The 20311-nt window shown below is 68.8% G+C and carries 16 protein-coding genes; 6 read left to right on the plus strand and 10 right to left on the minus strand.

What is annotated here, in order from left to right; genetic code table 11:
* Positions 1–48: 48 nt before the first annotated feature.
* Positions 49–1014 carry a D-alanine--D-alanine ligase gene (locus tag L0U85_RS02230; RefSeq protein WP_241376009.1) on the minus strand — a complete coding sequence of 322 codons (966 nt, stop codon included), beginning with the start codon at positions 1012–1014 and terminating at the stop codon, positions 49–51.
* Positions 1011–2258 (minus strand): PLP-dependent aminotransferase family protein, encoded by a 1248-nt coding sequence (locus L0U85_RS02235; RefSeq protein WP_347177326.1) that lies wholly within the window; start codon positions 2256–2258, stop codon positions 1011–1013. The genes L0U85_RS02230 and L0U85_RS02235 overlap by 4 nt, the downstream gene beginning before the upstream one ends.
* A gap of 235 nt (positions 2259–2493) precedes the next feature.
* Here L0U85_RS02235 and L0U85_RS02240 point away from each other — a divergent pair, with 235 nt between their 5' ends.
* Positions 2494–3186: a GNAT family N-acetyltransferase gene (locus L0U85_RS02240; RefSeq protein ID WP_241376011.1), complete on the plus strand. Its 693-nt coding sequence runs from the start codon at positions 2494–2496 to the stop codon at positions 3184–3186.
* A gap of 43 nt (positions 3187–3229) precedes the next feature.
* On the opposite strand, the gene trxA is transcribed toward L0U85_RS02240, so the two are convergent.
* The 6 genes from trxA to murJ all read right to left on the minus strand — a co-directional run bounded on the left by trxA (position 3230) and on the right by murJ (position 9614).
* On the minus strand, positions 3230–3544 hold the full coding sequence (trxA, locus tag L0U85_RS02245; RefSeq protein ID WP_241376012.1) for a thioredoxin: 315 nt from the start codon (positions 3542–3544) through the stop codon (positions 3230–3232).
* Positions 3545–3583: 39 nt separating this feature from the next.
* A complete protein-coding gene (gene trxB / locus L0U85_RS02250; RefSeq protein WP_241376013.1) occupies positions 3584–4516 on the minus strand; it encodes a thioredoxin-disulfide reductase in 933 nt (310 codons plus the stop codon).
* 210 nt (positions 4517–4726) lie between these two features.
* Positions 4727–5503: a hypothetical protein gene (locus tag L0U85_RS02255; RefSeq protein WP_241376014.1), complete on the minus strand. Its 777-nt coding sequence runs from the start codon at positions 5501–5503 to the stop codon at positions 4727–4729.
* Positions 5503–6201: an RNA polymerase sigma factor SigM gene (gene sigM, locus L0U85_RS02260; protein ID WP_241376015.1), complete on the minus strand. Its 699-nt coding sequence runs from the start codon at positions 6199–6201 to the stop codon at positions 5503–5505. Before sigM ends, L0U85_RS02255 begins: the two co-directional genes overlap by 1 nt.
* Before the next feature lie 5 nt (positions 6202–6206).
* Positions 6207–7724 carry a protein kinase family protein gene (locus tag L0U85_RS02265; protein ID WP_241376017.1) on the minus strand — a complete coding sequence of 506 codons (1518 nt, stop codon included), beginning with the start codon at positions 7722–7724 and terminating at the stop codon, positions 6207–6209.
* Between the two features lie 84 nt (positions 7725–7808).
* Positions 7809–9614, minus strand: a complete 1806-nt coding sequence (gene murJ, locus L0U85_RS02270; RefSeq protein WP_241376019.1) for a murein biosynthesis integral membrane protein MurJ — start codon at positions 9612–9614, stop codon at positions 7809–7811.
* Positions 9615–9644: 30 nt separating this feature from the next.
* Between murJ and L0U85_RS02275 the strand changes: the two genes are divergently transcribed.
* Entirely contained in the window at positions 9645–11102 is a 1458-nt protein-coding gene (locus L0U85_RS02275; RefSeq protein WP_241376020.1) for a CCA tRNA nucleotidyltransferase, read from the plus strand.
* Here L0U85_RS02275 and L0U85_RS02280 read toward each other — a convergent pair.
* Together L0U85_RS02280 and L0U85_RS02285 are read right to left on the minus strand one after the other, a co-directional pair.
* A complete protein-coding gene (locus L0U85_RS02280; RefSeq protein WP_241376021.1) occupies positions 11002–12480 on the minus strand; it encodes a glycosyltransferase 87 family protein in 1479 nt (492 codons plus the stop codon). The genes L0U85_RS02275 and L0U85_RS02280 overlap by 101 nt on opposite strands.
* A gap of 52 nt (positions 12481–12532) precedes the next feature.
* Positions 12533–15847 (minus strand): transglycosylase domain-containing protein, encoded by a 3315-nt coding sequence (locus L0U85_RS02285; RefSeq protein WP_241376022.1) that lies wholly within the window; start codon positions 15845–15847, stop codon positions 12533–12535.
* A gap of 460 nt (positions 15848–16307) precedes the next feature.
* On the opposite strand from L0U85_RS02285, the gene L0U85_RS02290 reads away from it, so the two are divergent.
* The 4 genes from L0U85_RS02290 to L0U85_RS02305 all read left to right on the plus strand — a co-directional run bounded on the left by L0U85_RS02290 (position 16308) and on the right by L0U85_RS02305 (position 20306).
* Entirely contained in the window at positions 16308–16964 is a 657-nt protein-coding gene (locus L0U85_RS02290) for a PadR family transcriptional regulator (RefSeq protein ID WP_241376023.1), read from the plus strand.
* Positions 16957–18027 carry an inositol-3-phosphate synthase gene (locus L0U85_RS02295; protein WP_241376024.1) on the plus strand — a complete coding sequence of 357 codons (1071 nt, stop codon included), beginning with the start codon at positions 16957–16959 and terminating at the stop codon, positions 18025–18027. Before L0U85_RS02290 ends, L0U85_RS02295 begins: the two co-directional genes overlap by 8 nt.
* Before the next feature lie 78 nt (positions 18028–18105).
* Entirely contained in the window at positions 18106–19455 is a 1350-nt protein-coding gene (locus L0U85_RS02300) for an MFS transporter (RefSeq protein WP_241376025.1), read from the plus strand.
* Positions 19410–20306, plus strand: a complete 897-nt coding sequence (locus L0U85_RS02305) for a peptidylprolyl isomerase (RefSeq protein WP_241376026.1) — start codon at positions 19410–19412, stop codon at positions 20304–20306. Before L0U85_RS02300 ends, L0U85_RS02305 begins: the two co-directional genes overlap by 46 nt.
* The last annotated feature ends 5 nt before the right edge of the window (positions 20307–20311 follow it).

Here is a 20311-nt window from a genome sequence, read left to right on the forward strand (position 1 = left end):
AAGGTCGAGATGTTTCACGTGAAACATCTCGACCTGAGTCGTGCCGGATCAAGCCCGGGCCAGTGCCAGTCGCACCATCTTCGCCAGAGTCTCGCCGAAGTCCAGTCCCGCCGCCTCGATCGCCATCGGCAGCAGTGATGTCTCGGTCATGCCCGGTGCCACGTTCGCTTCGAGGACCTGCATGCCGCCGGCGTCGTCCACCATGAGGTCGATCCGCGACATGTCGCGCAGACCGAGGGTCTGGTGGACCTTCACCGCGATCTCGGCGAGGCGCGCCGCCACGTCCTCGTCGATGTCGGCCGGGACCGTCCAGCGGGTCGCGCCCGGGTTGTACCGGGCCGCGTAGTCGTAGTCGCCGTGCAGCGGCGTGATCTCAACCGGTGGCAGCGCCGTCGGGCCGTCGCCGAGATCGACGACGCCGACGGCGATGTCGCGGCCTTCGGCGAAGGATTCGACGAGCGCGTCGTCGCTGTAGGAGAAGCAGCCCATCATCGCGGACGGGAAGTCGTCCTCCTTGTGGACCGCGTGCACGCCGAGTCCGGAGCCTCCCGAGTTGGGCTTGACGACCAGCGGCAGGCCCATCTTGGTCGCGATCCGGTCCAGGAGCGTGCGCGCGCCGAAGTCCGAGAATGCCTGGCGCGGCATCGTCGTCCAGTCGGGCGTGGGGAGACCGACCGAGCGCATCAGGTCCTTCGCGGTCGACTTGTTCCACGCGCGCCGGGCGCCGACGGAGTCGGTGCCGACGTACGGGATGTCGGACAGTTCGAGCACCCCGCGCAGCGAGCCGTCCTCGCCGGGAGAGCCGTGTACCAGCGGCAGCACGACGTCAGGCGGGAATTCTTGGAGCGCGGGGAGCAGGTCGCTGTCGAGGTCGCGGATCTCGCAGACCATGCCCTGCCTCTGGAGCGCCGCGGAGGCGCGTCGGCCGGACTTGAGGGAGATCTCGTGCTCGTAGGACATGCCTCCGGCGAGGATCAGCACGCGGAGGTCCGAGGCGGCTGCGCTGTCCTTCATACGGTCCCTCCTGCGAAGGTGTCTCGCAGTTCGATGTCGCCGGCGACGACGCCCGCGAGGCGCCGGACGCCTTCGCGGATCGAGTCGGACGACTGGGTGGAGAAGTTCAGGCGCATCTGCCTGCGGCCGTTGCCATCGGCGTAGAAGCCGGTGCCCGGGACGTAGGCGACGCGTTCCTGCAGGGCGCGGGGGAGCATCGCCTTCGAATCGAGTCCTTCGGGGAGAGTGGCCCACACGAACAGCCCGCCGCCGGGCCGCGTCCAGCTCATGCCTTCGGGCATGTAGTCGCCCAGCGCGGTGAGCAGCGCGTCGCGCCGGTCGCGGTAGAGGGTGGTGAAGACCTTGACCTGCTGGCGCCATTCCATCTCGGTGAAGAACCGCAGCGTGGCCTCCTGGATGAGCGCCGAGGGGCACAGGATCGACGCCTCGACGGCGAGAAGCAGCTTGTCGCGCACGGCCGGCGGAGCCAGCACCCAGCCGAGCCTGAGGCCCGCGGCGAAGATCTTGGAGACGGTGCCGAGGTAGATGACGCCGCGGTCGGCGCGCGCCCGCAGCGACGCCGGGGGCGCCTCGTCGAACGAGATCATGCTGTACGGGTCGTCCTCGATGATGAGCAGGCCGTGCCGCTCGGCGATCGCCAGGATCGCCTCCCTGCGGTCCTCGGTGAGCGTGACTCCGGTCGGGTTCTGGTAGCTGGGGACGGTGTAGAGGAACTTCGCGCGGCGTCCTTCGCGTTGCAGTTCGACCAGCGCGTGTTCGAGGCCTTCGGGGACGAGCCCGTCGTCGTCCATCGGCAAGTGCCGGACGTCGGCCTGCGCGGCCTGGAAGACGCCGAGTGCGCCGACGTAGGTCGGGCCTTCGGCGAGGACGATGTCGCCGGGGTCGAGGAAGGTGCGGGCGAGCAGGTCGAGGCCCTGCTGCGCGCCGTTGGTGAGGACGAGGTCGTCGGCCGAGGCGCGTACTCCGGAGAGGTCCATGACGCCGCACAGGGCTTCGCGCAGCGCGGTGCTGCCCTGGCCGGGGCAGTAGCCGAGCGCCTGGGCGCCGTTCTGATCGAGAAGCCGGGTGAACATCTCGCCGAGTTCGCCCATGGGAAGCGCGGCGGTGTAGGGGTTGCCTCCGGCGAGGGAGACGACTTCAGGGCGGTTTGCGACCGAGAAGAGTGCGCGGATCTCCGACTGTGCCATCCCGTGAACCCGGGATGCGTACCGACCGGTGTAATCGTCGAGTGTTGTACCGGACACGCGGAGACCTCCTTCAAGGGCCTTCATAGCCCGTGGACGTCGCCCGCGGGCCTTCTGTCTGTTGTGCGCACGGAAATCAGTGTTCGGATCGCGTTTCGGACGCGCAGTGGCGTGCGAAGCGCTGATGACCAGCCTACGGGAACCCCGCACCGATCGGGCAACTCTACTGGCCCACGGTGTCTGCCACGTGCGTGTTTTCCATCATGTGAACTCCCGTCCGTCGTAACCTGGTGGGGTGCATAGGCGCATGGTCAACCTCACGCTCGACTCCTTGGACGCCCTTCCGCGGCGCTGCCGCTCCTGTGTGTTCTGGGAGCTGTCGCCGCTTTGCGCGGGCGAGGGCGACGCCGAGCTGGAGAAGGAGGCGTGGCTGTCGCGAACGCTGCTGGAGTGGGGCGGCTGCGGCCGGGTCGCCTACGAAGGCGATCGTGTCGCGGGTTACATCACGTACGCGTCACCGAAGTTCGTGCCGAGGTCGATGGAGTTCCCGTCGGGTCCGGTGTCGCCGGACGCGGTGCTGGTGATGACGGCGCTGGTGAAGCCGGCCTATTCGGGCACGGGCCTGGGCCGCCAACTGGTGCAGACGGTGGCGGCGGACGTGGCGCGCCGCGGGATCTTCGCGATCGAGGCGTTCGGGGACGCCCGAGGCGAGTCCGACGCATGCCTGGTCCCGGCGGACTTCTACCGTTCGGTGGGGTTCAAGACGGTGCGCTCGGATCCGCGCTATCCGCGGCTGCGGTTGGAGACGCGCCCGTCGATCGACCGGCCCGAGCAGGCCACGGACGAGTTGGAGCTGCCGGAGTCGCTCGAGTGGTTCGAACTCGACGACTTCGAACTTGAGCAGTTCTTCAGCGGGTCCGGCTTCGAGGAGCCGAGCATCGTTCGTCCGCGGTCGGACCGGCCGGGCGTTCCGCGGCCGGGGACGTGAAACGAGGCGAGACCTGCGGTCCCGCCTCGTGCCCTGCTCGTACCTACTTTGCCAGGAACCGCTTGATGGCGGCCTTGGGCTGAGCGCCGATGAGCTGGTCGGCGGGCTGACCGTCCTTGAACAGGATCATGGTCGGCACGCTCATCACCTGGAACTTCCGGGTGATCTCCGGGTTCGCGTCGATGTCCAGCTTGCGAATCTCGATCGCGTCGGACTCGGTGGCGATCTCTTCGAGCACCGGGGCGACCTTCTTGCACGGCCCGCACCATTCGGCCCAGAAGTCGACCAGGACCGGCTTGTCGGACTCGAGCACCTCGGACTGGAAGTCGGTGTCGTTGACTGCTTTGATGGCGCCCATGGGCATCCTCCTGTTGTTCGGGTTCAGAGCTCGTGAGTTCTAGTCGGCGAGGCTGGAGATGAAGCGCTCCGCGTCGAGGGCGGCGGCGCAGCCGGTGCCGGCGGCGGTCACGGCCTGCTGGTAGGTGTGGTCGACGAGATCGCCGCAGGCGAAGACGCCCTCGAGGTTCGTCCTGGTGCTCGGCGAGGCGACCCGGACGTAGCCGGTCTCGTCGAGGTCGACCTGGCCCTTGACCAGCTCCGAGCGCGGGTCGTGGCCGATCGCGATGAACAGGCCGGTGACGGGCAGGACGCGCCGCTCGCCGGTCTCGGTGTCGGCGACTTCGACGCCGGAGACCTTGCCGCCCTCACCGATGATCTCCTCGACCACGGTGTTCCACTCGACCTCGATCTTCGGGTTCGCCAATGCCCGGTCGGCCATGATCTGGGAGGCGCGGAACTCCTTGCGGCGGTGCAGGATCGACACCTTGGAAGCGAACTTGGTGAGGAACGTGGCCTCCTCCATGGCCGAGTCGCCGCCGCCGACGACGGCGATGTGCTGGTCGCGGAAGAAGAAGCCGTCGCAGGTGGCGCAGGCGGAGACGCCGCGGCCCATGAGCTCGGTCTCGCCGGGGACGTTCAGGGGGCGGAACGCCGAGCCGGTGGCGAGGATGACCGCGCGCGCCTGGTACTCCTGGTCGCCGACCCACACCTTCTTGACGTCGCCGGTGAGCTCGACCTTGGTGACGTCGTCGGCGACGAGTTCGGCGCCGAAGCGCTCGGCCTGCTTGCGCCAGTTGTCCATGAGGTCCGGGCCCATGATGCCGTCGGGGAAGCCGGGGTAGTTCTCGACCTCGGTGGTCTGCATGAGCGCGCCGCCGAACTGGGAGCCCTCGAAGACCAGTGGGCGCATGTTGGCGCGGGCGGTGTAAAGCGCGGCGGTGTAGCCGGCCGGGCCCGAGCCGATGATGATGACATTGCGTATTTCGCTCACCGGAATATGCTCCTCAGCGGTGTTTCGGCGGTTTCTCGCGGCCTTCCACGAGCAGGCGTCTGGATCGATGCCGGGGATCGTGCTCGGACCTTGAGGCTGACAGCTTCAACGCCATCCTATTGACAGGAAATTCCTCAGGACAGGCCTGCGGCGCGCGTGTGACAGGCGAAATCGTCCAACGTGTGCAGTCTCACGTTCCTCGCGCGGTGCTCACTGCTGGGTGAAGAGCTGCTCGATGACCCCTTCGGCGCACCGAGGCGTGACGGCGACGGCGATCTCGCCCGAATCGGACACGAGGAGCGCCACGACTGCGGGCTCGGTGCTGAAGCGGGCGAAGTCGGCGGCGACGACCAGGCCGTCGTAGTACCGGGCGATGGCCTCCTGGCAGTTCAGCCACAGCTCACCGCCTTCGGCGAGCTCGGCGAGCTCCTCGGGGACGGTCGCGTCGGTGGTGTCCTCGCCGAGCCGGCGCAAGGCGGCGAGGAGGTCCGTGTTCGCGCTGTAATCGGTGCCGCTGGCGAAGGTCTCGACGTCGCTGGTCGCCTCGAAGTCGTCGGGGCTCTCAGCCTGCGTCTCCTCTTCGGCGTCGAACTCCTCGGCCTCGGGGCCGGCGTCGGCGTCGTCGTCGGCGCGCCCTTCATCCAGGCCCGACTCTCCGGCGCTGCTGTGATCGGCGAGCGCGCCCGCCTCGTCACTGCCGCCGCCGGCGCCCGTGACCACCTGGACGGCGAGGGCCACGCCGCCGACCGTGACGAGCAGGGCCGCGGCGGCGCTCACGATGGCATACCGGACCCGCTTGGGCCGCAGCCGGTCCGTCCAGCGCTCGGCGCCGGACTCCTCGCCTGCGTGGAGGGTGTCGGCGGTGGGGAGCTGATCGAGCACCCGGTCGAGCCGGTCGGCGACGTCCACGGGGAGGTCGCCGTACCCGGCAGATGCGCTCCGCAGCAGCCTGGCGGCATCGGTCTCGTCTTCGCGCCGTCCGCTCATCAGCGGCCTCCCTCCTCTCGAACCGGTCTGTGCTCACTGGGTGTACCTGGTTCGACGACCGGCTGGGTCGGCGGGTTCCCGCCCCGCGGTGCAGCCTGCGGACCGGCGCCCGCCGGGTCGAACTCGGGGAGGATCGCGGCCAGGCGCCTGCGGCCTCTGGAGGCACGGGACTTGACGGTGCCCGGCCGGATCTTGAGGATCGCGGCGACGTCGTCGACGGGGTAGCCGAGCATGTCGATGTAGACGAGGACGGCCCGCTGGTCGAACGGCAGCTCGGCCAGGGCGCGGTGGACGCTGACCTTCAGCGCCGACGCCTCGGGGTCGGCTCCGGAGGCGGCGCGCGGCTCCTGCTCGGGCAGCGGAACCGTGGGGCGCCGCCCCGCGGCGCGGATCCGGTCGAGGCAGGCGTTGACGACGATGCGGTGCAGCCAGGTGGTGACCGCCGAGTTCCCGCGGAAGGAACCGGCGGCCTGGTAGGCCTTGACCATGGCGTCCTGCAGCGCTTCGGCGGCGTCCTCGGGGTTCGCCAGGGTGCGCACGGCGACGGCCCAAAGCCGCCCGCGGTGGCGCCTGAACAGCTCGCCGAAGGCGTCCCGATCGCCTGCGGCGTGGCGGGACAGCAGTTCGGCGTCGGAGGGATCGCTGCTCGGCTCAGGCGAGGGCGAACCGCGTTCGGGCGGGCGTGGGGCGGCGGGCATGGCTCCTACCGGACGAAGACGTTGATATCGCTGATCGTGATCTTATATCCGCCTGACGACGGCGGCAGCTTCGTCACCCACACCACGACGTAGCGTGTGGCCTCGCCGCGTCCTTGGAGCTCGATGTTCGTGTCTGTGTCCTCGACCGGTTCGGCCAGGACCGAGTAGTTCTCGGCGATCGACTGGTCGCCTTCGGAACTGTCGCCGGGGTCTTCGGCGCCGCCCAGCAGGCCGATCGTGCCGCCCGCGCTGGTCATCTGGACGCGCACGGACGCGACCTCCATCTCCTCGCCGAGGTCGACGAGGATGCCCATGCCGTCCTTGCCCGAGATGTTGCCGAACTCCGGGGCGTTGTACGTGTCGGTCGACCAGCCGGTGGAGGCGTTGCCGTCGACGACGGCGTCGACGCCTTCGAGTTCGGTGCGGTCGCCGCCGGGGTCGATGACGCGCACGTCACCGGATCCGAGATCGGCCTCGGTGGGGGCGGCGACCTCGGTCTCCTCGTCCGCGGGGCTCTCCGAGTCCTCGGTGACGACGTCGTCGCCGGTGAGACCGAGCGAGTCCTCGCTCGTCGAATCGGGCCCGTCCTCGCCGCCGCCCCACACCAGCGCACTGGTGACGACGCCGGTGAAGATGACCGCTGCGCAGGCCGCGGCGATGATCGCGAGGCGCTTCATCCCGGCGGGGGGCACTTCGGGCTTGACCGAGGCGCCGGCGCCCATGACTTCGAGCGGTCCCCGCTTCGAGGGGGCCTTCGCGTCGTCGACGTGGTGGCCGCCGGTCTCGGCGAGTTCGCGCAGCTCTACGGCGAGTTCGGCGGCCGACGGCGGGGCCTCGGCGGCGTCGAGCAGATCGCCGGTGAGGCGGCTCAGCGATGCGGGGACGCCGGTGGTGACGGCGCTCGCATCGAGCGGCCGCCCCCATTCGTCGGTCGCGGCATCCGGAAGGCCGGTGTCCTCGGTGGGGACGACGCGCGGCCAGGTGCCGGTCAGGCAGGCGTAGAGGGTGGCGCCGAGGGCGCGGACGTCGCCGACGGGCGTGTGCCCGGGCTCGTTGCGCGGCTCGGTGACCATGACGCGGTCGTCCTCGGACAGCAGCACTGAGCCGGGGTGCAGCTCGCCATGGGTGACGCCGCCCTCGTGGAGGGCGGCGACCGCGTCGGCGACGGAGGCGACCAGTTCGAGCGCGTGCGTCGGCTGGAGCGGCTGCCGCTGGAGCACGTGCCGCAGCGACGAGCCGTTGACCCATTCGCGGACGACGTAGGCGAACCGGCCCTCGTCGACCGCGTCGTAGACGTCGACCATCGAGTCGACGTGCGCGCGGGAGGCGGCGACGGCTGCGGTCATCGTGGGGGCGGCGTCGTCGCCGCCGGGGGAGCGCAGCACCACGGCGACGCTGCGGTGCAGGAGCACATCGACGCCACGCCACAGCTGGCGGTGGCCGTCAGCGCCTCCGACGTGCTCTTCGAGCCGATACCTTTCCGCGAGCAGGTCACCCACGGACGGCACTTCGACAGAACTCATGATGCGGGGTCCTCCCCTCTAAAAGCGACCCGGCGAGGGGTCGTGTCCAGCCGGGGGCCGGCACACGTATGGATGGTACTTGCCTCATCGTCGCAGCTTTGCGCGCACCGTTGTCTTCAACGACGCTACTTCGGGGACCCGCAATACCAGGCACGCGGCGATGTAGACGGCCACCAGGCCCGTACCCAGCACCGCAGCGGCCCCGAGCTGCCCGGCCTTGGCCGCGGCCCCGTCGCCGGAGACGTCGGGCCAGGCGAGCCAGCCGAGGTAGGCCGCGCCGCCGGCGATGACGGCGGCGGCGGCGGTGCGCAGTAGGCCCAGCGCGACCCTTCTCATACCGAGCAACCCGACCCGCTTGCGCAGTAGCGACATCGACAGCAGCAGACTGACCAGGTAGGAGACGCCGTTCGCGGCGAAGAGGCCGACCACCACCCACTCCAACGGGAGCAGGGTGAACGCCAGCAGGTAGCAGCCGATGCGGATCGCGATGACCGGCAGGTTGAACAACGCCACGGCCTTCGTGTCCGTCTGCGCGAAGAACGCGTAGATCTGCAGCTGGCTGATCGAGAACGGCAGCAGGATGATCCCGACCACGGCCAAGGCGATGCCTGTGGCGTAGGCCTCTTCAGGCTTGTAGGCGCCCCACTGGAAGATCGCGCGCGCGAACGGCTCGTTCAGCGCGATGAAGGCCGCGGCGATCGGCACCAGCAGGAACGAGGCCATTCGGATGCCGCCGGACAGATGGTCGGTGAGATCGGGCCAGCGCTTGTCGTCGGCGGCGCGCGTCATGCGAGGCATGATCGCGGTGATCACCGAGACCGCGACGATGCCGTGCGCCATCATCATCATGAGGTAGGCGTTGTTGTAGACGGTGGTGCCGGGCACGAACACGTCGGTCTGGTCGGCGTCCCCCACGGCGGCGTTGGCGATCTTGATGACGGCCATGACCGCGACCTGGTTGGCGGCGACGAACAACAGCGTCCAGGAGCCCATCCGGCGGATGTCGCGCAGCGGCAGGGCTCGGAAGTCGAACCGCAGCCGCCAGCGGAACCCGGCGGCCCGCAGCGCCGGCCACAGGCACGCGACCTGGATGACGACGCCCGCAGTCGTGCCTCCGCCGAGGAGCAGCAGCATCCCGGTCGAGATCTGGTCGCCCTCGATGAACAGGCGTCCCTCGCCGTCGGGGACGGCCTCGCGCGTGTAGACGAAGTAGAAGGCCGCGCCGACGGCGATGACGACGAGGTTGTTGATGATCGGCACCCACATCGGCGCGCCGAAGCGTTCGCGGGAGTTGAGCACCCCCGACAGGACCGCGAAAAGGCCGTAGAACATCAGCGCCGGCAACATCAGATACGACAGCTGCGTGACCAGGTCGTACTGGACGGGCTCGGCCATGGCCCTGGCGATGAGCGGGGCGGCGAGGGTGACGACGAGCGCGGCGACGCCGAGGACGAGGAGCGCGAGCGTGAGCAGGCGGTGCGCGAAGGCGTCGCCGCCGTCGGAGTCGTTCTTGTGAGCCTTGACGAACAGCGGCAGGATGATCGAGGCGAACACGCCGCCGAGGACGAGCTCGTAGATCATCTGCGGGAAGTACTGCGCGGTCGTGTACGAGTTGCCGAGCAGTCCGGCGCCGATCGCGGCGCTGATGACGACGGTACGGCCGAAACCGGTGACGCGGCTGACGAGCGAGCCGGCGCCCATGAGGACGCTGGAGCGGGCCACGCCCTTGTTGGCGCTTGCCGCCGGCTCCTCGGCCAGCGGCGGCGTTCCGTTCGGCACCGGCCCGGTCGGGGCGTAGCCCGAACCCGTCCGGGGTACCTGCGAGTCGAAGTTCGAGCCTGGGTGCGGGGCCTGCGGGCCGTTACTCGGCCTCGCTCTACTTTCGGCCATTCGTGCTCTCTCCGATAAGCTTGCCCGGCGATGTCTGACAACAGTAGCGGTAACCAAATCACAGTCCCGCCCGTAGCCGACGAGCTGGGTCGGGTCTTCTCCGACGCCGGTTTCGAGCTGCACCTGGTCGGTGGCTCAGTACGAGACGCCGTCCTGCGCAGGACGACCAACGACCTCGATTTCACCACCGACGCGCGCCCTGAGGACACCGAGCGCCTCCTGCGCGCGTCGTGTTCCACGGTGTGGACCACGGGCGCCGATTTCGGGACCGTCGGCGGCATGTTCCGCGGCCACCAGGTCGAGGTGACGACGTTCCGCGCCGACGCCTACGACCGTGTCAGCCGCAACCCGATCGTCCGCTACGGCGACAGCCTCGTCGACGACCTGGAACGCCGCGACTTCACCATCAACGCGATGGCCGTCTCCGTCCCCGGGCACGTCTTCGCCGATCCGTTCGGCGGGATCGGGGACCTCGCGCGGCGCACGATCCGAACCCCGGCGAGCCCCGAGTCGTCCTTCGCCGACGACCCGCTGCGGATGCTGCGCGCCGCCCGCTTCGCCGCGCAGCTCGGCTTCGACATCGAACCGGGTGCCCGTGAGGCGATGACCCGCATGTCCGAGCAGCTCGCCCGCATCACTCCCGAACGCGTCCGCGAGGAGTTCGTCAAGCTCCTGTCCTCGCCCGACCCCGTCGTCGGGCTCCGTGTCCTGGTGAGCACGGGCTTGGCCGAGCAGTTCCTGCCCGAACTCGGGGCGCTGCGCATGGAGATCGACGAGCACGCCCAGCACAAGGACGTCTACGAGCACTCGCTCCAGGTGCTGCGCAACGCGATCGACCTCGAAGACGACGGCCCCGACCTCATCTTGCGGCTCGCGGCGCTCCTGCACGACATCGGCAAGCCCGAGACCAAGGGCGTCACCCCAGGCGGCAACGTCACCTTCCACCACCACGACGTCGTCGGCGCGCGCATGGCGCGAAAGCGCATGCGGGAGTTGAAGTTCCCCAAATCCGACATTCAAGCTGTTTCGCTGCTGATCTCGCTGCACCTGCGGTTCTACGGCTACGGAGACAGCGCCGATGGGCGGTCTGCGCGCGGCGCCGAGACCGGCTGGACGGACTCGGCGGTACGCCGCTACGTCACCGACGCCGAAGGCGAACTCGAGCGGCTTCACAAGCTCGTCCGCTCCGACTGCACGACCCGCAACCGCCGCAAGGCCGAGCGTCTGCGTCGCGACTACGACGCCTTTGAGGACCGGATCGCGCGGATCCGCGAAGAGGAGGACCTGCGAGCCGTCAGGCCCGATCTGGACGGCAACGCGATCATGGAGCTGCTGGGACTGGGGCCGGGCCCGGAGGTCGGGAAGGCCTGGAAGCACCTCAAGGAGCTCAGGCTGGAGCGGGGTCCTCTGCCTCGCGAGGAGGCAGAGGCCGAGCTTCGTGACTGGGCCGAGCGGGAAGGCCTCGTACCGCGTCGAGACGCGGATTGAGGATCTCCGAGACCACCAGCGCGCACATCGCCGCGACGGCGACCCAGCGTCCAGTGGCGGCCGTGAGGAACAGCCACTCGGGGATGCCGCGCCCGTCCTCGGCCGACACTTGGAGCATCTTGCCGTAGAACGCGGCGAAGTAGCCGAGCTCGGCGATCTGCCACACCAGGAACATCCCCCACTTCGGGCGGGCGAGTACGGCGAGCGGGACGAGCCACAGCACGTACTGCTGCGACCAGACCTTCCCGAACAGCAGGAATGCGGCCACCACGAGGAAGCACAGCTGCGCCAGGCGCGGCACGACGTCCTCTTCGGGCAGCGCGCCGCGTTGCGCGAAGTAGCCGAGTGCGGCGATGCCGACGCACGCGAGGGCGAACAGCACCAGGTAGGCGTCGTTGACGAACTCGTGGTCCCACAGCGCGTCCCATTCGGTGACGCCGCGCAGCACGTACCAGCCGGTGCCCCAGTCGACGGGCCGCTCGGAGTTGAGCTCGAAGAACCGCAGCCACGACTCGGGCCATAGGGCGGCGACCGGCGCGTTGATCACGCCCCAGGTGACCGCGGCGGTGGCCACGGCGGCCAGCGCCGGCGTCAGGCGTCGCCGGCGAAGCGCGAGGATGAGCAGCGGTCCGGCGAACAGCAGCGCGTAGAACTTGGCGGCCACGGCCAGGCCGAGGAACAGGCCCGCCATGACGGGCCGGCCGCGTTGCCAGTAGAGGAAGAACGGCATGGCGAGCGCGACGGCGAACAGGTCCCAGTTGACGGTGGCGGTCACGAGCATGATCGGCGCCGCGGCCAGCATCATCGCGTCCCATGGCCGGCTCAGCCTGTCGGGCGGCGTTCCCTCGACTTCGCGGTCGCTCAGGTCGGTGCGGCGATTGTCCGCCCGGATCGCGTACAGGACGGCGATGGCGGCGATGCCGCAGGCGAACAGGGTGACCGCGTTGAGGTGGTAGAAGATCGTGCCGCCGTCGGCGCCGACGATATTGCCGATCCGGTAGGCGATCTGGCCGAGCACGCCCATGAACCAGCCGGTCAGGACCGGATATTCGACGGGGTGGTCGCGGTAGGGGATCGCGCCCTCGTTGAGGCGCTCGACGCCCCACAGCGCGCGGATGTCGGTGTAGCAGGCGTTGGTGTACTGGCTCCAGTCGAGCCAGCCGCCGCTTGCGCACGGGTATTTCTGGAGCCAGGAGATCGCGAAGAACACCAGGCCGGTGAAGAGGATGACGCGCACCGGGGTCCAGAATCGGCGGCGCGGGGGGTCGACGGCGTGGCCTCCGGACGGCCCGCCGATGAATCCCGAGGCGAACCGCGCGAAGCGGTCCTGGAGGGAGGGGGCCACGGGGGTGGCCTTGGGTGAACGCGACGACGGCATGGGACTCATTGTGTCCCATGCCGCCGTCGGGTGTCTTAACGGTCGAGGCCGGTTATCCGCCGTCCTCCGGTCCCGTCGGTTCGGTGGTCTCCTCACCGCCCGTGCCTCCGTCCTCTTCGCCGGGATCGGTGGGCTCGTCGCAGTCGTCGGGCCACAGTTCGTTGCAGGTCGGCTCCTCCTCGCCGGGAACCGGATCGGTGGGCGTCTCCTCGCCGGGCTGGGTCGGATCCGTGCTCTCGCACTGGTTGCCGTTGCCGTTGCCGTTCTGTTCGCAGGACTCGTTCTCGTCCTCTTCCTCTTCTTCCTCGACACCGCACTTGGTGTCGTCGGGGTTCTTCTGGCAGTAGGCGCTGTCGGGGTCGATCGTGCCGTCGGCGTTCTCGATGTCCTCGGTGATCGGCGAGCCCTTTTTGATCGGGCCTTCCCACTCCTGGCTGCCCCAGCCGTCGTCGCCCTGCTTGCTCTCGAGGATCCGGTTCATGGCCGCGTGCCAGACCGGATAGGCGGTGTTCGAGCCGTACACGTTGGCCTTGTCGCCGTTGGGATCGGCGATCGGGTCCGATTCTTTGGTGGCGTTGCCGACCCAGGTGGCGATGCTCACCTGCGGGATCGCGCCGACGTACCAGGCGTGGGCGTTGTAGCTCGAGGGGTAGTCTTCGCCGTCCTTGTTCTTGCCGCTGGCCTCCCAGGTACCGGTCTTGCCGAAGTAGGGCCGGCTGAATTCCTCGAAGGACGACTCGCCGGCGATCGTCGACGCGACGAACTGGAGGTCCCTGGCCGTCTCCACGTCGAGGGCCTTCTTCTGCTTCAGCGGATTCTGCTCGGGGACCGGTTCGCCTTCGCGGTCCTCGACCTTGGCGACGAAGTGGGTCTCGTTGTGGACGCCGTTGTTGGCGATCGTCGCGTACATCGCGGCCATGTCCCGGACGCTCGTCGGGTACTGGCCGAACGCGAGGTGGTTGTAGAACGGATCGGTGTTGCCGCTGCCGCCGATGTCGCGCTTGTCGGCTTCGCCGTCTTCGTCGGCGTAGAACCGGCCGTCGCAGTCGAGGACGGGGTTGTTGCCGTCGAGCTTGAGCGGCGTCTCCTTGGCGATGAACTCCCGGCTGTCGACGATCCAGTCGCCGTCGGCGTCGACGGCCTCGCCGTGCATGGTGTAGGTCGCGTCGTCGTGGAACTTGTAGACGATACTGCGGTCGTGCTGCTCGCCGCACTCGTCGGTGAGCTGCCGGGTCTGGCTCATCTGGTTCAGGCCCATGTCGTCGGCGTACCTGAGAATCTCCGACGCCCCGTACTTCTCGGAGATGGCGTACATCGGGGTGTTCTTCGACTTGACCACCGATTCGGTGAGGGTCATGTCGAGATTGGAGTTCACGGCGCTGCCGTTGCGCAGGGTGCAGTCCGGGTACTCGCCACCGCCGATGCAGGTCTCGCCCTCGTCGTCGGTGAGGGAGTCGAACTTCCGTGGCGAGCTGGCGTCCCACCACGATTCGATGGACGCGTCGTTCTGGACGGCGGTGGCGGCCGTGATCAGCTTGAACGTCGAGGAGGGCGGGTGGGGCGATTCGGGACCGGCCTTGTCGATGCCGAAGCCGTCGTCACCGCCGTAGTAGCCGACGACGCCGCCGGTCGCCGGATCGATGGCGACCTGGGCGCTGGTCATATAGGGCTCGTACTCCTTGAGCGCCGCCTCGTCGTTCGTGTTCTCGAACTGCCAGTAGCCCTCGTTGGTGAGGATCTTGTCGGCCTGGCTGGCGGAGTCGACCACGGTCCCCTCGTCGTCGACGTACTCTCCGTCGTCGTTCGTCTCGGCCTTGAGGTCGCCGCGCGAGTTCGTCCGCTCGAGCGCCTTCTGGATCTCCGAGTCGAGGGTCAGAGTGATCTGGTAGCCGCCTTCGCCGCCGCTGCCCTCCGCGCCGCGGAGCATCTCCTTGGTGATGCCGTAGCGCCGTTCGAGCTCTTCGAAGACGTAGCCGTCCTGCTCGTTGACGATGAAGCCGACAGCGGTGTCGCCGCCCCATGAGCCGCGGTTCTCGAAGTCGGAGATCGGCTCGGGCACCTCTGCCGCGTCGTAGTACGCCTGGTCGATGTAGCCCTCGCTGAGCAAGGCGCTCATCGCGTCGTTCCAGCGGCCGGTCGGGTCGCCGCCGTAGAACTCGTCGTAGGCGCCGTTGGGGGACTTCACCTGCATGACGATGAAGGCGGCCTGTTCGTAGGTGAGGTCCATCAGCGGCGTATCGAAGTACACTTCGGCCGCCGCGGCGATGCCGTTGGCGCCCCGGCCGAAGTAGGCCAGGTTGAGGTAGTGGGTGACGATCTGGTCCTTGGTGTACTGCTGCTCCAGCTTCATCGCCATGACCGCCTCCTTGGCCTTGCGGCCATAAGAGATGTCGTCGCGGATCGCGGCGACCATGCCGGCGTACTGCTGGGTGATCGTCGAGGCGCCCTGGGTGTCGCCGCCGGAGACGTTGTTGACCAGGGCGCGCATGGTGCCCTTGTAGTCGACTCCGCCATGTTCGTAGAAGTTCCGGTCCTCCAAGGACACGAGGGCTTCGATGACGGTGTCGGGGATCTCGTCTCGGGAGTCGACGAGCTTCCTGAGCTGGTCGCCGTACCCGCCGGCCTCGGTCGAGCCGTCGGCGTAGAGGAAGGTGCTTGACTCGCCTTCGCGGCGCAGGTCGGCGGGGAGCTCGACCTCCTGGAAGAACCAGGCGCCGACCACGGTGACCGCGGCGACGAACAGGACGCCCATGGCGATCAGGCCGGCGTAGACCTTGCGGCGCAGGTGCTTCTTCTTCAGCTTCTTCTGCTCGGCGAGCTCGTCCTCGTCGAGCGGGTCGGGACCGGCGCGGCGCTTGCCGGCGACGCTGGTGCGTCCGGGCCCGGCGGGGCTGACCGGCCTGGCGCTGCCCACCGATACGGAGCCGACTGAAGCGGAGCCGACGGATGCCGATCCGACCGACGCCGATCCGACCGACGCCGATCCGACCGACGCGGAGCCGACCGACGCCGATCCGACCGAGGCGCTGCCCACGGAGGCCCTGCCGGAGCCGCCGCCCACGGACGCGCTGCCTACTGAGGCGCTGCCCGAGGCGCGGCCGACCGAGGCGCTGCCGGAGGCAGGCGTGCCGTAGGAGCCGGGCCTGGGCGGGGGCGCGGCGCTGCCGCCGTACGACCCGGTGCCCTGGTGTTGGCTCCCGGAGCCGCCCCATCCGTAGTCGTTGCCGTTCGGTGGGTTGCTGGGAGCACTGCCGTGCGCGGCGTTGCCCGGGGAGGCGCTCCCGCGGGCTGCGCCCGAATGCTCGGCGTCACCGAAGGAACGTCCGTCCTCCGGGGGCGGGGCCGGACGATAACCGTAGTCGCTCATGCTCAACCATCCACGTGATGCTGTACCGGCTTGGGGCTCGCATATCTGCCGAGGGGCCAGGGTATGGCCGCAGGCGCTCGCGAGCCTCAGGTCGGCTTCGCCTGGGTCCGCTTCCGGCGTGGGGTGCCCGGTCGCAGCGGCGTTTCTCGATCGGAGGCCGCCGTCACCGGTGGTGTTGAACGGCCGTGCGAAGCGTCTGGCCGCGTTCATCGCCGAATTGGTGGCCTCGGTCGTCTCGCAGTTTCGCACACCGAATCTGAGAGAACTCTGCTAGATCACTTGATCCAAGCGAGCTTATCGGATGAGTGTCCGGCTGAACAGTCTCGCGAAGCCCAGGTTGACGTGATTTGCGCACGAGGCTATGGTGTTGTCAGATGTATCGTTCCGATACATCGCAGCGTCAGATCGACGCGCGATGTTCTGTCAAGCGTCGCCGGTGCCGAGAGGGAAAGGGGGAGCGATGCTCGAACTGGCCATTCTGGGGCTCCTGCACGAATCCCCCATGCACGGATATGAGCTGCGTAAACGCCTGCTCTCCCTCTTGGGCGCGATCCGGGCGGCCTTCAGTTACGGCTCTCTCTACCCCACCCTCAAACGCATGCGTCAGCGTGGACTCATCGCCGAAGAGGTCCCGGGCGAGGGAACGGCCGAGAAGCCGCTGCTCACCGGGCGCCGGGCCCGCAAGGTCTACCGGCTCACACCCGAGGGCAAGGAACACTTCGCGCAGCTCATGGCCGAGGCCGGTCCCGAATCCGCCGACGAGGCCCTCTTCGGGGTGCATTTCGCGTTCTTCTCCCGCACCGACCCGGCGACGAGGCTCCGCATCCTCGAAGCCCGCCGCCGCAGGGTCGAAGAGCGCCGTGAACGTATCCGCGAGGCCCTCGCCCGCACCGCCGAGCGGCTCGACTCCTACGGGCTCGAACTGCAGCGGCACGGACTCGAGACCGCCGAGCGCGAGGTGCGCTGGCTCAACGAGCTCATCGCCACCGAGCAGAGCCAGGCCCCGCAGCGAAGTGACTTCGGCGACCGGCTCGCCGACCCGGGACGGTCCGCCTGGACCGCCACGGAGGATGAAGAACAAAGTAAACAAGATGAAGGAGGCATGCGCGATGGGTAATCTCCGCGTGGCCATTGTCGGCGTAGGGAACTGTGCGTCGTCACTCGTCCAAGGTGTCGAGTACTACCGCGACGCCGCTGTCGAGGACCGGGTCCCCGGTCTCATGCATGTGCAGTTCGGCGACTACCACGTGCGCGACATCGAGTTCGTGGCGGCGTTCGACGTCGACGCCAAGAAGGTCGGGCAGGATCTCTCCAGCGCCATCAACGCCTCGGAGAACAACACGATTCAATTCGCCGAGGTGCCGCTCACCGGTGTGACGGTCCAGCGCGGTCCGACGCTCGACGGCCTGGGGCAGTACTACGACGAGATGGTGACCGAGTCGTCCGAACAGCCGGTCGACGTGGCCCAGGCGCTCCGCGACGCGCAGGCCGACGTCGTCGTCTGCTACCTGCCGGTGGGCTCCGAGGAAGCGGCGAAGTTCTACGCGCAGGCGTCCATCGACGCGGGCTGCGCCTTCGTCAACGCCTTGCCCGTGTTCATCGCTTCCGACCCCGAGTGGGCCCAGAAGTTCGTCGACGCGGGTCTGCCGATCGTCGGAGACGACATCAAGTCGCAGGTCGGCGCCACTATCGTCCACCGCGTGCTGGCGAAGCTGTTCGAGGACCGCGGGGTTCGCCTCGACCGGACCTACCAGCTGAACTTCGGCGGCAACATGGACTTCATGAACATGCTGGAGCGCACGCGCCTGGTCTCGAAGAAGATCTCGAAGACCCAGTCGGTCACCTCGCAGATCCCGCACGAGATGCGCGGCGCCGACGTCCACATCGGTCCGTCGGACCACGTGCCGTGGCTGACCGACCGCAAGTGGGCCTACATCCGCCTCGAAGGCACCACCTTCGGCGACGTGCCGCTCAACGCCGAGCTCAAGCTCGAAGTCTGGGACTCGCCGAACTCGGCCGGCGTCATCATCGACGCCGTCCGCGCCGCCAAGATCGCCAAGGACCGCGGCGAGGGCGGCCCCGTCCTCAGCGCGTCGAGCTACTTCATGAAGTCGCCGCCGAAGCAGTTCTCCGACGAGGAGGCCCGCCTCTCGGTGGACGCCTTCATCGAAGGCAAGTAGCCGTACCGTCCGAAGGGAGGCCCTCCATGCACCGAAAAGAGGGTCTCCCTTCGGCGTCCCCAGAGTTATCCTCGGACAATGCGCACCGACGGGCACGTCCGGACCCTCGCCTCGAGCAGCGGGTTCCGCAAGCTCCTGGCCGTCCGCCTGACTTCGCAGGCCGCGGACGGGATGTTCCAGGCGTCCCTCGCTCTGAGCGTCTTCTTCAACCCCGCCCTCGGCGATGCCGGCGACCCGTTCCGCTACGCCGCCGCCGTCGCGCTCCTCCTCGGGCCCTACTCACTGCTCGGGCCCTACGTCGGCGTCGTCCTCGACCGGTTCAGCCGCCGCAACCTCATCGGCGCCGCGAACGTCCTGCGCGCCGCCCTGGTCGTCATCATCGCCTTCACCATCCAGACCGGACTGGACTGGACATGGGTGGTGTGCGCCATGGTGGTCCTCGCCGCCAACCGCTTCGTCCTCGCCGGCCTCGGCGCCGCCCACCCCCACGTCGTCGACCCGCCAGAGCTGGTCACCGCGAACTCCCTCGCCTCGACGCTCGGCGCGCTCGCCTACGGCCTCGGCCTGGCCACCACCGGCATCGCCAGGCTCCTCGACTCCGGCGTCTCCTATTCGATGCTGGCGCTCGCCGCCGGAGGCGGCTACCTCGTCTCCGCCGTCATCGCCTCAGCCGCCTTCAAGACCGCCGACCTCGGCCCCGACTGCGAATCCACCGCTTCCGGCGGCCTGTGGGCGGGCCTCGCCGCGACCACGGCCGGCATGGTCGAAGGCCTCAAGCACCTGGGACGGCGCCGCGGCCCCGCGCTCGTCATGGCCGTCCAGGGCTTCCACCGCTTCCTGTACGGCATCGTGTTCATCGTTGCGATCGCCCTGTTCATGGGCTTCTTCTGGGACGTCGAGTCCGACCCGCAGGGGAGCAACACGATCAGCTGGCTGCTGGTCCTCGCCGTCCTCGGCAACGTAGGCGTGCTCGCCGCGGCCGTCGCCACGCCCCGGGCGACGCGCGTGTGGGGCCCGAAGAACTGGGTCGTCGTGCTCATGTCGTTGTGCGCCGTGGTCATCGGCGCCCTCTCGGGGACGATGCAGCCGGTGATGTTCGCAGTCGCGGTGCTGCTGGTGAACATCGCCTCGCAAGGCATCAAGATCACCGTCGACACGAGCATCCAGCGCGGCGTCGAAGACGAATACCGCGGCCGCGTCTTCAGCGTCAACGACACCATCTACAACGTCGGGTACCTCGCGGGCCTGTTCGCCGCCGCGTTCGTCGTCCCCGTCGACGGCTACGCACCGAAGACTCTTGCGGCCGTTGCGATCTCTTACGGACTGATATGTGTGGGATACGCCTATCTCGCCCGTGACGATGCCCCGTACGATTCACAGGCATGGAGCCAAGCGGCACCCGAGCCGAGACCGAGCACGAGCCAGTAGCCGCCAACCCCTTCGGCGGCACGCCACCGTGGCAGCGCGGAGGCGGCTGGAAACGCGGCCTGGCAGGCGTCGGAGCACTCATCCTCACCGTCGGATCGATCGTCGGCGTCTCCTGGCTCGCCTTCCGCGACACCGGCGTTGAAGACAGCGTGGCCGGCGACGTCATCTTCGAGCGGTGCACCGTCACCGAGGCCGACGACGCCGAGCCGACCGTGGACGCGCCGAGGCTCGGCACGCCGGCCGACCGCACCATCGCCACGATCGAGACGAGCCACGGCAGTCTCGACGTCATGCTGTGGGGCGACGTCGCCCCCTGCGGCGTCGAGGCCTTCCTGCACCTCGCTGGGGCCGGGTACTACTCGAACCACGACTGCGACCGGCTCACCACGCAGGAGGTCATGCCCACCGCGATCCTGCACTGCGGCAGCCCCGGCGCCGAACCCGAGGCGACCGAGTCGTTCGGCCCCGGCTGGCGCTACCAGACAGAGGTCGGGATGGAAGGCGTCGACGTCCAGGACGTCCTCGCGCTCGTCACCGACGAGAGCGGCAGAGCCGGCAGCGCCTTCACGCTCATCCGCGGCGAAGCCGTCCCGACCGCCGGGGTCAGCATCATCGGCGGGATCATCGACGGCTACGAAGTGCTCGACGCCATCGCGGCCCTGCCCGATACGATCGCCTACGACGGCGCACCGCCCCAGCCGGTCACCGTCTACGGCATCACGATCCTCGAGGAATCGGACCTGCCGACCGGCGACAACGGCGCACCCGAGACCGGCGGACAGACGCCGACCACTCCGGCCACCGAGACACCCTCGACCGAACTGTCGCCCCCGGCGACCTCGGAGAACTAGGGCGC

The sequence above is a fragment of the Glycomyces sp. L485 genome, from assembly GCF_022548875.1.
In the GTDB taxonomy this organism is placed as follows: Bacteria; Actinomycetota; Actinomycetes; order Mycobacteriales; family Micromonosporaceae; genus Glycomyces.